A 14,344-nucleotide genomic window follows, 5' to 3' on the forward strand; every position below is an offset into this window, starting at 1 on the left:
CCAAATAAAAATCTAAGTCGGTAATTATAGGCTTAAAACCTGAGCTTTTCAAGCAAAAAATTCAATCGCTAACCCTTCAAAAAGCCGCTGGCAGAAAACACTAGGCTACTGAACCAGCTCGCGCCACATAACCCGCTTACCGGCAAAGTTACTACCCTTACCGGTGATTGGCACTTCCGTAATTTCGGGCGTTGGCTTGTTAGCCGTAACCACCTCAACAATCGGCTTGCCCTGAATGTATATCAGGTTGACACCGACAATCGGGGAACTGAAGTAAGTCGACGCTAGGGCATCCGACTGCACATATCCACCAGTCTCGTAATTAAAGTAGTTAAGCCAGCCATAGCCACCAGGCGAACATACGGTGTTGGACGGAACTATGCTTGCAGCAATCAAAGTCCCTTGAACCAAGGTCATATCAATGTTTACTCGCTCACCAACATTCGATGGGGACAGACTTGTATCCTTCAGGTCGACATACCAACCACGGCCCGAGCCAAAATTCACCGGATTATTACTCGCAGTCCGCGAAGTTCCGTTTCGCGTCAAAGTTTGCTCAACCAGCACAGTCCTAGCATTGACCAAAGTCGTGCCGCTGTTATCGTCGCTAATTGCATAAATAGTTTGCGAATCGGTATTTGTCAGATCTGATACTTCCAAATATTTACCAGTCCCGACGAAGACCACTCTCTTTCCGCTGATCAACCCCAAAGTCGGACTGGTCATCACTGGTTGTGCTTTACCAGACGAATCAAGCAATGTCGCAAACTTGTTCACGCTTTCAGCATTGATATCAAAACGCCAGAGGTTGCCAAGCAAATCACCACCATAAACATAGCCGGCTGTGTTATTAACGCCACCATAGTCATTCCAAGCCGAGACCCTTGCCAAGCCACTCGGTGTCGTTGTATCACCAACCGTAGTTCCTATTGCAGCGATAAGTGCGCCAGTGCCTGCATTAAGCACATATAAATAACCCTTGCCATCACCGGGGCTCGTATTGTTATACCCCGACGTTATCAAAACAACCCAAGTTCCATCGGACTTCTTGGTAATAATAGGGTGACCAAAGCTATAACCCAGATTGGTAAACCCTGCCGTACTTGACGAAACCTCCCACAACAACGACGGAGACGCAGGATTTGTTATATCCAAGGCGTAGAAACTCCTCCCCCCTGCATTTAACCCACCAACCAAGATGGTCTTCCACACCGGGGCCGTCCCACCGCCAGAAACACAAGCATCATCGCAACTGCAATTAGCCGTACAAATATCCGAAATAACCGGGCTACCGTTCACATAGTTTGCGTGCCCAGTAGCGTAATTTTTGTCGGCAAGTTTCCAAAGGTTGGGAATCACAACCGTTGGAACATAAGCCCAGCGCTCAACACCGGTATCGGCAGCAAAAGCGTGCAACATCCCATCATTGGTCCCCATATAGACGGAGCCAGCTCGTGAAGCAAAATCCGTTTTGTACTTGGCATAGCCCGCATCGGCGTAACTAAATACCGGCTTGCTGATAAAGAACGGCTGGGACTCCAGAGCATCGCCCATCGTTGCCTCGCGCATCCGATACAGCCGATTATCAACAGGGTTACTAGTTCTATCCTCATATCCAGTCTGGCCACGCAGGAAATTAACCAGGTTCTCCCCCGCAGCCACGGTTTTCTGAGAGGCGGTCAATACTGACCATTGACTCAGCCCTGTACCCGTAAATAACGAGGAGTCGAGATTGGCGTAAATAAAACTTTCCAAGGCTCCGGATGCGTTGGCTTTATAGATAGTCCTTGAGTCGCTGGACTTATCGACCTTGCTGTTCATCGTACCGACACAACTGGTAGGCAATTGAACCTTACAGTTTGTTCCATCCAGAATGCCATCAGTACAAGAGGCAGCAGTTGCCCCGGAAGTTACACAGTAAGTGACCGTACTACTTCCGGTATCCTCCGTCACAATCGTACTTGGCAAGGCGCACGTTCCAGCACTGATGCTCTGTACGCACCATGCGGCAGTTTCGCTGACGACGCCGGTCGTTGTATTGATCGTTCGCGCCTCCAGATTACCGGTCCACTTCACCGAGCTATAGCTAGCGACATAGGCGAAATTGTTTCCGGCAACCGGATTAAGAGTGCTAGTAGCCGCCGCTGACGTCGCACCAACCTTGGAGCCAATTTGATTGAGCGCCGTTGAAAGGCCATAGGCCAACTGCGCAGGGTCTTTGGCACTAAAGTAAGTTCCCTGACCATTGACGGCCGCATGCCACAAGTCATCCACTGCTGTTTCGTTATCCGCAACAGGAACGGGCCAATTAACCACAGGCGACCCCAAACCCTCCTTCAAATTGTAAAAATCACCTGTTGTCGCATTTTTGTAGTCTGAAACATATGACAACGTACCATCCACACCAAGACCAAGCGTAAAGGTCGTCATGTGCTGCTTGAGGTTGTTGTCAGTACTGCTGACAAAGACATTGTTTTCACAGACATCAATACCGAGCGAACCTGTGCAGTTACTCAGGCCACTCGTTCGTAAATCGGTGTCGTAGTAGTATTTTGCGACGTCGGCAAGGGTGCCAGTAGCTGTGTTGCCCTCGAACATCGGGCGAGGCGTTGTACCACCATCCAGATTACCCATGGCGACGCCATCAAGATCTGTACCGCCAGCACCGTTCCAGTATCCGTCTGTCGTCAACAAAGTAAAGTTCTGTTGGCAAGAATACTGAACAGGGTCAATCGTCGAACCAGAGGTCGAACCTGCAGACGACATTTCCTTACCGGCAAAAATGCGGCCAGTGGTAGCAAGCGCCGAACGCAGCGGCGTGCCGCAACCTACCGCCGTCTGGTCAAACAAGGTTTCATACCATTTAGACTTCTGCCCAGAGCCAGTCACGCCACCACTTACCCCGGCATTGGTACTCAGCGAAGGGCCGCCAGTTACCACGATTGTACCGTTGGAACCAGCTCCATCACCGATACTTCCTGACAGCGTTACCAAGCCATTGCTACCACCTGAATTCGCCACTGCAGTGTACTCAGGCGATGATAAAAAGGCGTTGATCTGAGCAGCCAACTTCGTCGCCAAATCGGCTCGACTGACATTGGAAGTGACTGTAGCCCCAAGAATCTCGATACCATTTACTTTGATACTAGTAACCGTTTGCATGACGCCTGCTGTAAAGCTGTTGAAGCGGAAAGTACCACTCGCAGCCACAGCACCAATCAGGGAATCCGAATTATCGAAAGGCGCGACCGGTAGATAGCTCCCTTTACAAATATTCATAAAACCAACACGGTAATTCGAACCAATTGGCCGGAAGGCAAGACTGACAGAACTCTTCATAGACTGCATCCGAGTCCGGTAGTAGGCATACCAGTTGGCAAAATTGGTCACCTCATCAGCATACGTACAGGTAGCACCCGTACAGTCGGTGCGTGAGGTCGCCTTGGGATAGCTGGTTGTCGCCGGAACGATATCGGTACGTGCGAAAGAATATGGCGCAGCAGAGAAGCCAGTCACTCCGCCAGAAACGTTGCTGGTAACAATACCTCTGCCGGTAATAACCACCGTACCATTTGCGCTTGCACCAGCCGCTGCGGTCGAAGTAATTTTTACGTATGTATTATCGCCATAAAGAGCTGCCGAATACTCCGGATTGGAGGCATAGGCGTTGATCTGAGTCGCCACCTTGGACGCTAGGTCAATCTGACTAGTGCCAGTGACCAGTGCGCCAAGAATTTCCACACCATTTACGGTGATGCTACTAATGGTGCGAGGCGTCGTGTTAGTAGCCTGGATTATCCCACTTGCCGCCACAGCCACCGTTGACGCTCCCACATAACGTGGGTATTTGTAGGTTGAGGTTTTAGTAGATTGACAGGTCGTCAATGCCGTATCAGAACACCAACGTGATTTGGCAGGGAAGATGTAGTCCCCCGTGGCTACCGAGGAAGTAGTGCAGTTCCGCAACTCGGCCTCTTTACAATACTCGCTGACGACAACTTGATAGTAATAAGGAGCCCCCATGACCCCGAGCACATCCTTGTTGGCCGTCGTGCCATCATTATTTCGCCCGTATTTGTACGTTGCATTCGGATAAAGGTAGTCGCTGTTCTTCCGACAAACCGAGGTATCCGCCAATTCGGCCGCAGTTGGATTGTTCTTGGTACACCAGACTCGGTCAGGATAGTTCGTGGTCAAATCGATTGCCGTGCCGGCAACACCAAGTTGTGTCTGGTTATGCTTGCCATAGCCATCCAGCAAAACATTGGTCGGGTCAGTCTGGCTCGGCTTGCTGACACCATCGGATAACACTCCCGGCAAATATCTGATAGCCGGGTTGTAATACTGCGAATTAATGGAGCTTGTCATATAGGGCACGTCACCGACGACGCACAAATCCAGATCTGCCAACGCAGTAGTTACCGACCCATCGTCATCCGCACTATCACGACAGTTCTTCTGAACAGGGTCTGGAGCATTCCAGCCATTCGACGTCCATGGGCTGTTACGCCAGTTGTATTCCATCATGTAGTCAGGCGTAAAGTCCTGACTCATACTGCCTGAGTTATCCATTAGGAACATCAGGTTGGGCAACACAGTGGTGGTGGTCGAGTTGGCCAGTGGTGCACTGGCCAACGCAATCGAAGCAGCATGCGATGGGGAAGAAAATCCAAGCTGAAAAACGATTAGCAGACTCAGGGCCTGACGAATAACCGAGTTATGGTGCGCAGAAGCTTTCATCATGACCTCCTGAAACTAGTAGACCAGCGCCTGAACATAGCTGATGGTATTTTTGGGGCCGGTGACTCTCACAGTCACTCGATATTGCGGGGCCTGACCTGCTGCAGGGCAGCCAGATCCTTCACAGATTTCCGATGGCAAGGGCACTGTTTTTCCGTTGTTATCTTTTGCCTCGCCACTGAAAAGACAGTTTGTCTTGGTCAGAACCTGATTGGCGGTACGACACATGCGCTGAACGATATAGCGATAGGTATTACCGTTACCATCGCTGACTGCATCTGAGCTATTCGCATCAGTCCAGGTCCCGGCAGCAGTCACATCGAGCGCCAGATCGAGATTGGAGTAATACCCAATCGTGGCATTGGTCAAATTGAACGCATGCGTTGCATCCATATACACGTTCTTTGAGCTGTTCGCCGTCTGAATCGCCGTCAATGCTACTATTGCCGCCTCAACCCCAGCATCAGCCGATGTCGTTGCTGCCTGGCGAAAAGCCAAATTACCCGAAATCAGCGTGGTGCTATCGACCGATCGAACCAAAGCTAACACCGCCAGAGTAAGCGCCACCAGAGCCACAAGGGCGAACAGCAACACCGAGCCCTGTTGCCGGTCAGACAGGCTCCCGCCCTCACAGAAACGTCGAGATACGTACGTCATAACGTCTCCTTGGCCCAAACGGTATTGCGCAATGGAATAATGGTTTCGAACACACGATAGCGGTAGAACCTGTCTTCACCGGCAATGGTGACCGCCGGACCGCCCGTCCAAGCATCAAAATCCCCACTAACGGGATCCCTTTCCCGCAACTCGCTCCGTGCAATGATGGCGATACGCACCGCTTTGATACGATTTCTTACCGTAGGCGCAAGACTGGCTAAGTTACTCCAATCAGCACCGCCACAACCGCCGGCGACCGCATCGGTCCAACATGCCACCTGGTTATCACTGGAAGCATTGGAAATGCCATATTGCGCCTGAATCGAGAAGATACCCGAAACTCGTGGATCAGCATTTACTCGCAAATTTCCAGCCGTTACGTCGTAAGCGAACTGTTGCCATGGGCCAAGGCAAGAAAGTTTAGATCCAACGTCAGTCGCGGCAACCGCATCCAAGGTTACCCCCGTAAATGTGGGAGCGGCACTCACTCCGGTCACGTGAGCCATCTTGCATACAGCCCCATTTATAAAAAGGGCTGCATCCCCAACCTGACACCCCAGATTGTTATCCACCGTCAACGTATTTGTTGCGACAGTCACACCAACCACAGTTGTCGGCACGCCAGCCATCGGAGAGCGACCGAAGCGGATAGCGATACTATCCCCCCCTGCACCACTACCACCATTGGCAATACGAACTGGCAATAAATTGATGCCGTCAAGCGTTGGCACTGGATTGCATTCGAGCGGAGAGTCCTTTTCCGGTATCAGCCCGTAACCAGCCATCTGCAGGTCACGCGTGATCGAATAGAGCGCCACCGTACCGTTGGTTTGCGCATCAGCGCCGGCCGTGGTCGTACGCTTCTGGCCTTCGAAGCCAACAAACACCTCCATGATGGCCAGACTGGTTACCAGACCAACCACCAAAGCAACCATCAATTCGACCAGACCAAAGCCTTTCTGATCAAGTTTGACACTGCGCTTATGCAAACCCATGATGTCAGCCCCCCGCGATACTGGCGGTCGTGGTAAATACGTGTTGCGTTTGACCAGGCTGTTGCCAGCGTACCGTCACGGTAAACTGCCCCAGTGCAGTTTGAGCGACACTCCGTGTTCCCGCTGGTAGCGAAGCCGAGACATCAACCGAGTTCTCAAGAAGATTCAGGACATTGGCGGGATTCGCCCACATTTCCCCCAGCTTCTGCTGTGCCAGGTAGCTGGCCACCGCCCGATATCGGGCATCCGTCGACTGCTTGATCATGTTGGCCTGCAAGCCGACCAACCCCAGCAATCCAAATGAAAAGATCAGGATTGCGATCATTACCTCAAGCAGGGCAAAACCTTGTTCGCGCGAATTTGATTTCATTTGCATATCGCTCTCGGTCATTGAAACATCCCTGGTACTCAACAGCGTCTCGGATCGGCAGAGTCTGCGACATTCGGGTCACACAGGCGCCCGCCTCCAGCGCCAACCTGAATCCTCAAATCCCGACTTGCAGCTGCCGATAGCGCACTGCTATCCAAGTCTATCTGGGTGATATCAGGTGAAGCTGGAATATTCGCGATCTTGCTGCCAAGATTACCGAAGGTGACTGTCGTCCCCCCTGCCGAGAGCACCGTCAGGGTGACATTTGGCGAAATCTCACCCGCGCCATGAGATTCAATAAGCTCACCGGAATTCACAACGGAAACAGACCAGAAAGCGCCACCGCCCCCTAAGACAAATGCAACTGGCGTATTTCGAACCACTGCTTCAGCTCTTGCCCGCTGCAAACCATTCGTAATCGATTGAGCAGCTGTCCGGATATGTGAATTCTGAATCCACTCGTTATAAGCGGGCAAGGCCAAGGAAACCATAATAGCGACGATCACAAAAACGACCATCACTTCGATCAACGTAAACCCTCGTTGCCGCGAAGAAAACGCAGGGATCAACATGCACCCCCTCTTCTAGTTGCCCAGCAGGTTGCATTGCCTACCCAACCCTGCCCGGAAATTTCACTCCACCGCTGTCCGTTCTGATTTATCGAATAAGAAAAGTCCGCTACCTGCCCGGCGCCAACAGCCGTCAGCGTAAACGCACCAGGTTCTTCTACAGTGCATGAAAAAGAAAAATTCTGACTTGTTGCAGCATCTGCTGCACAGTCCGGTGCACCAACGTAGGTACGATTATCCTGAAAATACTGCTCAATCCGTACTCGTTTGCTCGACAAAATCGACGTTGCATCTGCAATACGTCCGCGAATGACGTAATCCTGATATGCAGGCATGGCAATGCTGGCAAGGATAGCGATGATTGCGACGACAATCATCAATTCAATCAGCGTAAAACCCTTTTGTAGCCTCATCGAAAACCTCTGAATGTGAAGAAAGTCAGCCCAATATCACCATCCACTTCTGCATAGCACGGACGGATCCAGTTCACTTATTTGACAGTATTGCCCCCCGCACATTGATTGGCAAAGTCACGACGACGTCCGGTCAGTTTTTAGGCATGAACGGTGAATATATTCAATTCTTGGCGCCCCATACTTGCGAATCAGTAAATTTCAGAGAAAAGCCGTCCACAGAGGGCTTTTTGATAACATCGCTACGATCTGCTCGAATATTTTCCGGCCCCTTCCGTTGAAGCAAGCTCGCAACCCGACTCGTCGTTTAAGTATTTCTCTCACATGCTCACTGGCATTTCATTGCGTGCTGTTGTTCACGGCGAATTATCTCGAACAAAGCTTAACAACCAGCCGAGGCCCCCTTCCCCGCCTATCAGTAGACCTGAAAAACTCGGCAGAAATCAGCAGCCCCGACCCCGTTCGCAGTCTCCCGCTTCCCATTACAAAAACAGACCGCCCCAAGGCTTCCCCCGCCATCACCAAGGAAATAGGCAATGCCGGTAGCGCCCCGGCTTCACAGGAAAGGGCCCCCAAATTTTTTTTCGACCCGTACTATGTGGATGAAATAGCCTTCGCCCTCAGCGTGCCGGAATTACCGCTTCCCACAAACGAAGAAACAGTGTCCGGTTCTTTGCAAATAAAGGTCTTTATCGACACACGCGGAGTTCCGGATGAAATAGAAATCGTCCAGAACACGCTGCCGGATGACTACGTCGCCAGTTTGACTAATGCCTTCAGCAAGGCAAAATTTCAACCAGCCTTACGCGGAGGAGTACCGGTAAACAGCTGGCGAGTGATAGAAATCACCTACGGTGACAAGGAGCCCCCCCAATTGGATGAAGGCACCAAAAAGGAAAGCCAATAGTTCAGTTCAAATCTTTAGGCAAAGGGAAAGAGATCCCTTCCTCTATCCCCTTCAAATGGGTGACGGAAGCTCCAGTCAACGCCTGGATGTGCATAACCACCCGTTCAACGAGGGTCTCCGGCGCTGATGCTCCTGCTGTGACACCAATATGCTGCTTTCCCCGTAACCACGACTCTTCAATTTCTTCCGCATCGTCAATCAGAAAAGCCATCACATTGCGCCCAACTGCAACCTCCTTGAGTCGACGAGAGTTAGAACTATTTGGGCTACCGACGACCAGCACCAAATCGCACTTCCCGGCCAATTCCTTGACCGCATCTTGCCGGTTCTGGGTGGCATAACAAATATCGTCTTTTTTCGGCCCCTGGATCTCGGGAAAGCGTTGCTTCAGGGCATCAATGACAACCGTCGCATCGTCGACCGACAAAGTAGTCTGAGTAACAAAAGAAAGATGCAGAGGATCACTGACCTGCAATTGCGCAACTTCATCGGCCGTTTCAACCAGATACATCCCGCCCTGGCTTTGCCCCATCGTCCCTTCGACCTCGGGGTGTCCCTTATGCCCGATCATGACGACTTCGCGGGTCTGGTTGCGCATCTTCCCCACTTCGACATGCACCTTGGTGACCAGCGGGCAGGTGGCATCGAAGACCTTCAGACCACGTGCTTCAGCATCCTCACGGACTGCTTTGGAAACACCATGGGCGCTGAAGATCACGGTACTACCAGCGGGTACTTCATCCAGTTCCTCGACAAAAACCGCCCCCTTGGCCCGCAAGTCGTCGCAGACGAACTTGTTGTGCACGACTTCATGGCGAACGTAGATCGGGGCGCCGAATTTTTCCAGGGCCCGCTCGACAATGGCGATGGCGCGTTCGACGCCGGCACAGAAGCCGCGGGGGTTGGCGAGGATAATTTCCATTACATGATTCCGATGATTTCCACCTCGAAGCGGATCGTTTTTCCGGCCATCGGGTGGTTGAAGTCGAACAAGGCGTGCGTGGCATCCAGCTCGCGCAGGAAACCGGCGAAAGTGCCACCGTTGGGAGCGGTGAATTCGACGACGGAATTTTCCTTGAGTTCCATCTCGGCCGGCAATCCGCTACGGGCGATGCGTTCGACCAGGCGGTCGTTGTGCTGGCCAAAGGCCTGCGCCGGTTCGAGCTCGAAGACAAAACGTTCGTGCGCCGGCAGGCCAATCAGCACCGATTCAAGGTTCTCGGCCAACTGGCCACCGCCCATCTGCAGGGTGGCGGGACTCATGTCAAAGGTGGAGAGGAATTCCTCGCCGTCGAGTGTGGTGATCCGATAGTGCAGGGTCAGGAAGCTGTCGGAACGGACGGTGGTGCTCATCAGGAATTCTCTTTCTGTTTAGCCGAGGTCAACTGCTCCAGAACGAGCAGGACCGCGCCGACCGTGATTGCCGAATCGGCGACGTTGAAAGCCGGCCAGTAGTAGCCGGCGGCATGCCATTGAATGAAATCGACAACTGCGCCGAAACGGATGCGGTCGATCACGTTGCCCAGCGCGCCGCCCATGACCAGTGCCAGGGCCAGCGAGAGCAGTTTTTGTTGTGGATGCTGGCGGAGCATGAAGGCGATCCAGCCGGAAACTGCAAGCGCCAGCAACGCGAAAAACCAGCGCTGCCAGCCCGGCTGATCGGCCAGGAAGCTGAAGGCGGCACCGGGATTGAAGGTCAGCACCCAGTTCCAGAAAGGCGCGACATAGATCGTCTCGCCAAAACGAATGTTCTCCAGCACCACCCACTTGCTGATCTGGTCGAGAATGATGACCAGAGCGGCAAGGCCATACCAGTGTGCTGCCTTAGGCACAGCCACGTACCTCGCCTTCGCCATAGAGGTTGCTGACACAACGGCCGCACAGAGTCGGATGCTCGGTATTGGCACCGACATCCTCACGGACGTGCCAGCAGCGTTCGCACTTGGCGTGTTCCAGCGGGGTGGCGATGACTTGCTCGTTATCGTCACGCACCGCAACGGTACTCGAGCAGATGAAAACGAACTTCAGGTCGTCACCGAGGGAAGCCAAGGCTTCGTATTTCTCGCCGCCACAGTGAATTTCGACAGCGGCCTGCAGTGCTGAACCGATCTTGCCGGCTTCACGCTGGGCTTCGAGGGCCTTGGTCACATCAGCACGGGCGGTACGGATCAAGGCCCATTTGGCCAGCAGATCACCCTCGCCGGCCAAGGCCGGCAGGTCGTGCCAGACCTGGAACATCACCGAGTCGTCGGCCTTGCCGGTCAATACCTGCCAGACCTCTTCGGCCGTAAAGGCGGTGATCGGCGCCAGCAAGCGAACGAAAGCCTGCGTGATGTGCCACAGGGCCGATTGGGCCGAGCGACGGGCAACCGACTTCGGTGCCGTCGTGTACAGACGATCCTTCAGGATATCGAGGTAGAAGCCACCGAGATCTTCCGAACAGAAAGTCTGCAGGGCCTGGACGACGCGGTGGAATTCGTACTTGTCGAAATCGGCGCGGCAGCCATCCTGCAATTCACGCGTCAGCGCCAGCGCGTAACGGTCAATTTCCAGCCACTGGTCGATCGGCAACATGTCAGTAGCCGCATCAAAGTCGGAGACATTGGCCAGCAGGAAACGCAGCGTGTTACGAATGCGGCGGTAGCCCTCAACGACGCGCTTGAGGATTTCGTCGGAAATGGTCAGCTCACCGGAGTAGTCGGTCGACGCCGTCCATAGACGCAGGATGTCGGCGCCCATCTTGTCCGAAACCTGTTGCGGCGCAATGACGTTACCCTTGGACTTGGACATCTTGTGGCCCTTGCCGTCGACCACGAAGCCGTGCGTCAGCAGCCCCTTGTACGGGGCGCGGCCGTCGATGGCACAACCGGAGAGCAGCGAGGACTGGAACCAGCCGCGATGCTGGTCGGAGCCTTCGAGATAGAGGTCCGCCGGATAGGTGTGGTCGGCCGCATGCGAGCCGCGCATGACGTGCCAGTGGGTTGTGCCGGAGTCGAACCAGACATCCAGCGTGTCCTTCATCTTGACGTACTGGTCTGCCTCGGCGCCGAGCAGTTCGGCCGCATCGAGGCTGAACCAGGCTTCGATACCCGATTTTTCGACACGCAGGGCGACCTGCTCAATCAGCTCGGCGGTACGCGGATGCGGCTGGCCAGTCTCCTTGTGCAGGAAGAACGGGATCGGCACGCCCCAGTTGCGCTGGCGGGAAACGCACCAGTCCGGGCGAGTCTTCATCATGCCTTCCAGGCGGGCGCGACCCCAGGCCGGGAAGAACTGGGTTTCATCAACGGCGCGCTCGGCAATCCAGCGCAGGGTCGAGGCATCCTCGTTCTTCTTGTTTTCCATGCCGATGAACCACTGGGTCGTGGCGCGGAAGATGATCGGCGTCTTGTGGCGCCAGCAGTGCGGGTAGCTGTGCTGGATGCGCTCATTCTTGAGCAGGCGAGCACGGGCTTCGAGCTCCTGCAGGACCTGCGGATTCGCTTCCCAGACCGTCTTGCCGGCCAGCTCGCCAACCGACAATGCAGGCGTCGTGCTGATGAACTTGCCGTCATTGCCAACCGGGTTGTTTACCGGCAGGCCGTATTTCTTGCCGATGTTGTAGTCGTCCACGCCATGGGCCGGCGCGGTATGCACCAGACCGGTACCAGCTTCGGTCGTAACGTGCGTGCCGCAGATGATGGCGACATCGCGGTTCTGGAACGGGTGCTTGAGCAGCATCTGGTCGAGCTTGTCGCCCGTGCACGAGCCGGCAACCGTGCCTTCAAGGCCATAGCGTTTGAGGGCGGCTTCGGCCAGTTCGCGCACCAGGATCAGGGCGCCCTTCTCGGTTTCGATCAGGTCGTAGGTCAAATCCGGATGCACACTGACCGCTTCGTTGGCCGGCAAGGTCCATGGCGTCGTCGTCCAGATCACGGCGAAAGCCGGGCCACGCAGATGCGTCAGACCAAAAGCTGCAGCCAGTTTGGCGGTGTGATTTTCATGGACTTCGAAAGCAACATCGATCGCCGGCGAGTTTTTGTCCTCGTACTCGACCTCGGCTTCAGCCAGTGCCGAACCGCAGTCCAGACACCAGTTGACCGGCTTCAGGCCCTGATAGAGGTAGCCTTGTTCGAGTATCTTGCCCAGGGCTCTGATTTCGCCAGCCTCGGCCGAAAAATTCATGGTCAGGTAAGGATTGCCCCAATCGCCGAGCACACCGAGACGGATGAAATCTTTCTTCTGGCGCTCGACCTGTTCGGCGGCATAGGCACGCGACAGTTCGCGCACCTTGTCGGCTGGAATGGCCTTGCCGTGCAGCTTTTCGATCTGATGCTCGATCGGCAGACCATGGCAGTCCCAGCCCGGGACGTAAGGCGCATCAAAACCGGAAAGCGTCTTTGAGCGAACGATGATGTCCTTGAGCACCTTGTTGACCGCGTGACCGATGTGGATGTCGCCATTGGCGTAGGGCGGGCCGTCGTGCAGCGTAAAACGCGGCCGACCGGCGCAGATTTCGCGGATACGCTGGTAGAGCTTTTTCTCCTGCCACTGGGCGACCCATTGCGGCTCGCGCTTGGGCAAGTCACCGCGCATCGGGAAAGCAGTATCCGGCAAGTTAAGGGAGTCTTTGTAATCAGCCATTTTGCGTGCTCACAGCGAGAAGAAGGCCCGGGCGGCCGCGGCGTCTGCCGCGATCTGCGCCTTGAGGGCATCAAAATTGGGAAACCGTTGCTCGTTGCGCAGTTTATGCACAAAACGAACCGAAATATGGGCGCCGTAGATGTCGCGATCGAAATCGAACAGATGCACTTCTAGCAAGGGGCGCGTGCCGCCCACCGTTGGCCGGATGCCAAGATTGGCCACGCCGGGCAACGCTTGCTCACCCAGCCCGCTGACTTCGACTGCGAAGACGCCGCTCATCGGAAGTGGGTTGTGCTTGATGCGCAGGTTGGCTGTGGCGAAGCCGAGTTGACGCCCCAGCTTTTGGCCATGCGATACCTGACCGTCGATGATGTAAGGGCGCCCCAGCAACAGGGCCGCATGCTCCATGTCGCCGATGGCCAGCGCCTTGCGCACAGCCGAACTGGACACCCGCTCACCGGCAACCGTTACGCTGCCCATGGCTTCAACGGTGAAGCCGAAACGCTGCCCCGCTTCTTGCAGCAAGGCGAAATCGCCAGTACGTCCTCGTCCAAAACGAAAATCGTCGCCGATGATCAAATGCCGAACCTGGCAGCCGCGCACCAGCACCTGCTCGATGAATTCTTCGGCCGAAAGGGCGGAAAACGCTCCATTGAAGGGGCAGATCATGACCTGCGAAACACCGGAATCACCGAGCAATTCGAGCTTTTCGCGCAAGGTGCTCAGACGGGCCGGCGCCGATTCAGGTGCAAAGAACTCGCGCGGATGTGGCTCGAAGGTCAGCACCATGGGTGCCAACTGGCAGTTTTCTGCCACCTCGGCCAGCCGCCTGATCAACGCGGCATGCCCCAGGTGAACCCCATCGAAATTTCCGATGGCGAGCACGACGGGGGCTACAACGGGACGCGAATGACCGCGAAAGACGCGCATGGGCAGACTGGCGAGAAAAACGTTGAATTATAACGACCTAAGGCGCTGAAGGGATACGAGAACATCGGCCATGCATTGCGGAATAGCGGAATAGCCAAACACCAGAGAGCGCTTTGGCTATAATTGGCCGGATTAACAAA

Annotated in this window: 12 protein-coding genes; 1 reads left to right on the plus strand and 11 read right to left on the minus strand. The window is 54.5% G+C overall.

The genetic code is table 11. The features are described 5' to 3' along the window. Positions 1-105: 105 nt before the first annotated feature. From DARO_RS21880 to DARO_RS22445, 6 genes are read right to left on the minus strand one after another with little or no spacing between them, the layout of a single operon-like run. Positions 106-4,740: a PilC/PilY family type IV pilus protein gene (locus DARO_RS21880; RefSeq protein ID WP_011288764.1), complete on the minus strand. Its 4,635-nt coding sequence runs from the start codon at positions 4,738-4,740 to the stop codon at positions 106-108. Between the two features lie 15 nt (positions 4,741-4,755). Continuing rightward, complete coding sequence (locus DARO_RS15555; RefSeq protein WP_011288765.1) at positions 4,756-5,397, minus strand: hypothetical protein; 642 nt, start codon at positions 5,395-5,397, stop codon at positions 4,756-4,758. Beyond that, on the minus strand, positions 5,394-6,392 hold the full coding sequence (locus tag DARO_RS15560) for a PilW family protein (protein ID WP_011288766.1): 999 nt from the start codon (positions 6,390-6,392) through the stop codon (positions 5,394-5,396). The genes DARO_RS15555 and DARO_RS15560 overlap by 4 nt, the downstream gene beginning before the upstream one ends. 4 nt (positions 6,393-6,396) lie before the next feature. Then, the gene (locus DARO_RS15565) at positions 6,397-6,762 is read right to left on the minus strand and encodes a type IV pilus modification PilV family protein (protein WP_497462986.1); all 366 of its coding nucleotides are present in this window, start codon (positions 6,760-6,762) and stop codon (positions 6,397-6,399) included. Positions 6,763-6,800: 38 nt separating this feature from the next. Continuing rightward, a complete protein-coding gene (locus DARO_RS15570; protein WP_011288768.1) occupies positions 6,801-7,334 on the minus strand; it encodes a GspH/FimT family pseudopilin in 534 nt (177 codons plus the stop codon). Beyond that, positions 7,328-7,744, minus strand: a complete 417-nt coding sequence (locus DARO_RS22445; protein ID WP_011288769.1) for a type IV pilin protein — start codon at positions 7,742-7,744, stop codon at positions 7,328-7,330. The genes DARO_RS15570 and DARO_RS22445 overlap by 7 nt, the downstream gene beginning before the upstream one ends. A gap of 277 nt (positions 7,745-8,021) precedes the next feature. Between DARO_RS22445 and DARO_RS15580 the strand changes: the two genes are divergently transcribed. Beyond that, positions 8,022-8,651, plus strand: coding sequence for an energy transducer TonB (locus tag DARO_RS15580; RefSeq protein WP_198134054.1), 630 nt, complete (start codon positions 8,022-8,024; stop codon positions 8,649-8,651). 1 nt (position 8,652) lies between these two features. Here DARO_RS15580 and ispH read toward each other — a convergent pair whose 3' ends face one another. From ispH to DARO_RS15605, 5 genes are read right to left on the minus strand one after another with little or no spacing between them, the layout of a single operon-like run. Next, on the minus strand, positions 8,653-9,573 hold the full coding sequence (gene ispH / locus DARO_RS15585) for a 4-hydroxy-3-methylbut-2-enyl diphosphate reductase (RefSeq protein WP_011288771.1): 921 nt from the start codon (positions 9,571-9,573) through the stop codon (positions 8,653-8,655). After that, positions 9,573-10,004: an FKBP-type peptidyl-prolyl cis-trans isomerase gene (locus tag DARO_RS15590; RefSeq protein ID WP_011288772.1), complete on the minus strand. Its 432-nt coding sequence runs from the start codon at positions 10,002-10,004 to the stop codon at positions 9,573-9,575. The genes ispH and DARO_RS15590 overlap by 1 nt, the downstream gene beginning before the upstream one ends. Next, positions 10,004-10,507, minus strand: a complete 504-nt coding sequence (lspA, locus tag DARO_RS15595) for a signal peptidase II (RefSeq protein WP_049758732.1) — start codon at positions 10,505-10,507, stop codon at positions 10,004-10,006. Before lspA ends, DARO_RS15590 begins: the two co-directional genes overlap by 1 nt. Next, positions 10,476-13,274: an isoleucine--tRNA ligase gene (gene ileS / locus DARO_RS15600; RefSeq protein WP_011288774.1), complete on the minus strand. Its 2,799-nt coding sequence runs from the start codon at positions 13,272-13,274 to the stop codon at positions 10,476-10,478. Before ileS ends, lspA begins: the two co-directional genes overlap by 32 nt. 9 nt (positions 13,275-13,283) lie before the next feature. Continuing rightward, entirely contained in the window at positions 13,284-14,204 is a 921-nt protein-coding gene (locus DARO_RS15605; protein ID WP_011288775.1) for a bifunctional riboflavin kinase/FAD synthetase, read from the minus strand. Between the last annotated feature and the right edge of the window lie 140 nt (positions 14,205-14,344).

This window comes from Dechloromonas aromatica RCB, assembly GCF_000012425.1.

What these genes read in the sequence shown, in the direction of transcription:
- DARO_RS21880 (WP_011288764.1), bottom strand. Translation starts at nt 4,740, where the DNA reads ATGAAAGCTTCTGCGCACCATAACTCGGTTATTCGTCAGGCCCTGAGT.
- DARO_RS15555 (WP_011288765.1), bottom strand. Translation starts at nt 5,397, where the DNA reads ATGACGTACGTATCTCGACGTTTCTGTGAGGGCGGGAGCCTGTCTGAC.
- DARO_RS15560 (WP_011288766.1), bottom strand. Translation starts at nt 6,392, where the DNA reads ATGGGTTTGCATAAGCGCAGTGTCAAACTTGATCAGAAAGGCTTTGGT.
- DARO_RS15565 (WP_497462986.1), bottom strand. Translation starts at nt 6,762, where the DNA reads ATGAAATCAAATTCGCGCGAACAAGGTTTTGCCCTGCTTGAGGTAATG.
- DARO_RS15570 (WP_011288768.1), bottom strand. Translation starts at nt 7,334, where the DNA reads ATGTTGATCCCTGCGTTTTCTTCGCGGCAACGAGGGTTTACGTTGATC.
- DARO_RS22445 (WP_011288769.1), bottom strand. Translation starts at nt 7,744, where the DNA reads ATGAGGCTACAAAAGGGTTTTACGCTGATTGAATTGATGATTGTCGTC.
- ispH (WP_011288771.1), bottom strand. Translation starts at nt 9,573, where the DNA reads ATGGAAATTATCCTCGCCAACCCCCGCGGCTTCTGTGCCGGCGTCGAA.
- DARO_RS15590 (WP_011288772.1), bottom strand. Translation starts at nt 10,004, where the DNA reads ATGAGCACCACCGTCCGTTCCGACAGCTTCCTGACCCTGCACTATCGG.
- lspA (WP_049758732.1), bottom strand. Translation starts at nt 10,507, where the DNA reads ATGGCGAAGGCGAGGTACGTGGCTGTGCCTAAGGCAGCACACTGGTAT.
- ileS (WP_011288774.1), bottom strand. Translation starts at nt 13,274, where the DNA reads ATGGCTGATTACAAAGACTCCCTTAACTTGCCGGATACTGCTTTCCCG.
- DARO_RS15605 (WP_011288775.1), bottom strand. Translation starts at nt 14,204, where the DNA reads ATGCGCGTCTTTCGCGGTCATTCGCGTCCCGTTGTAGCCCCCGTCGTG.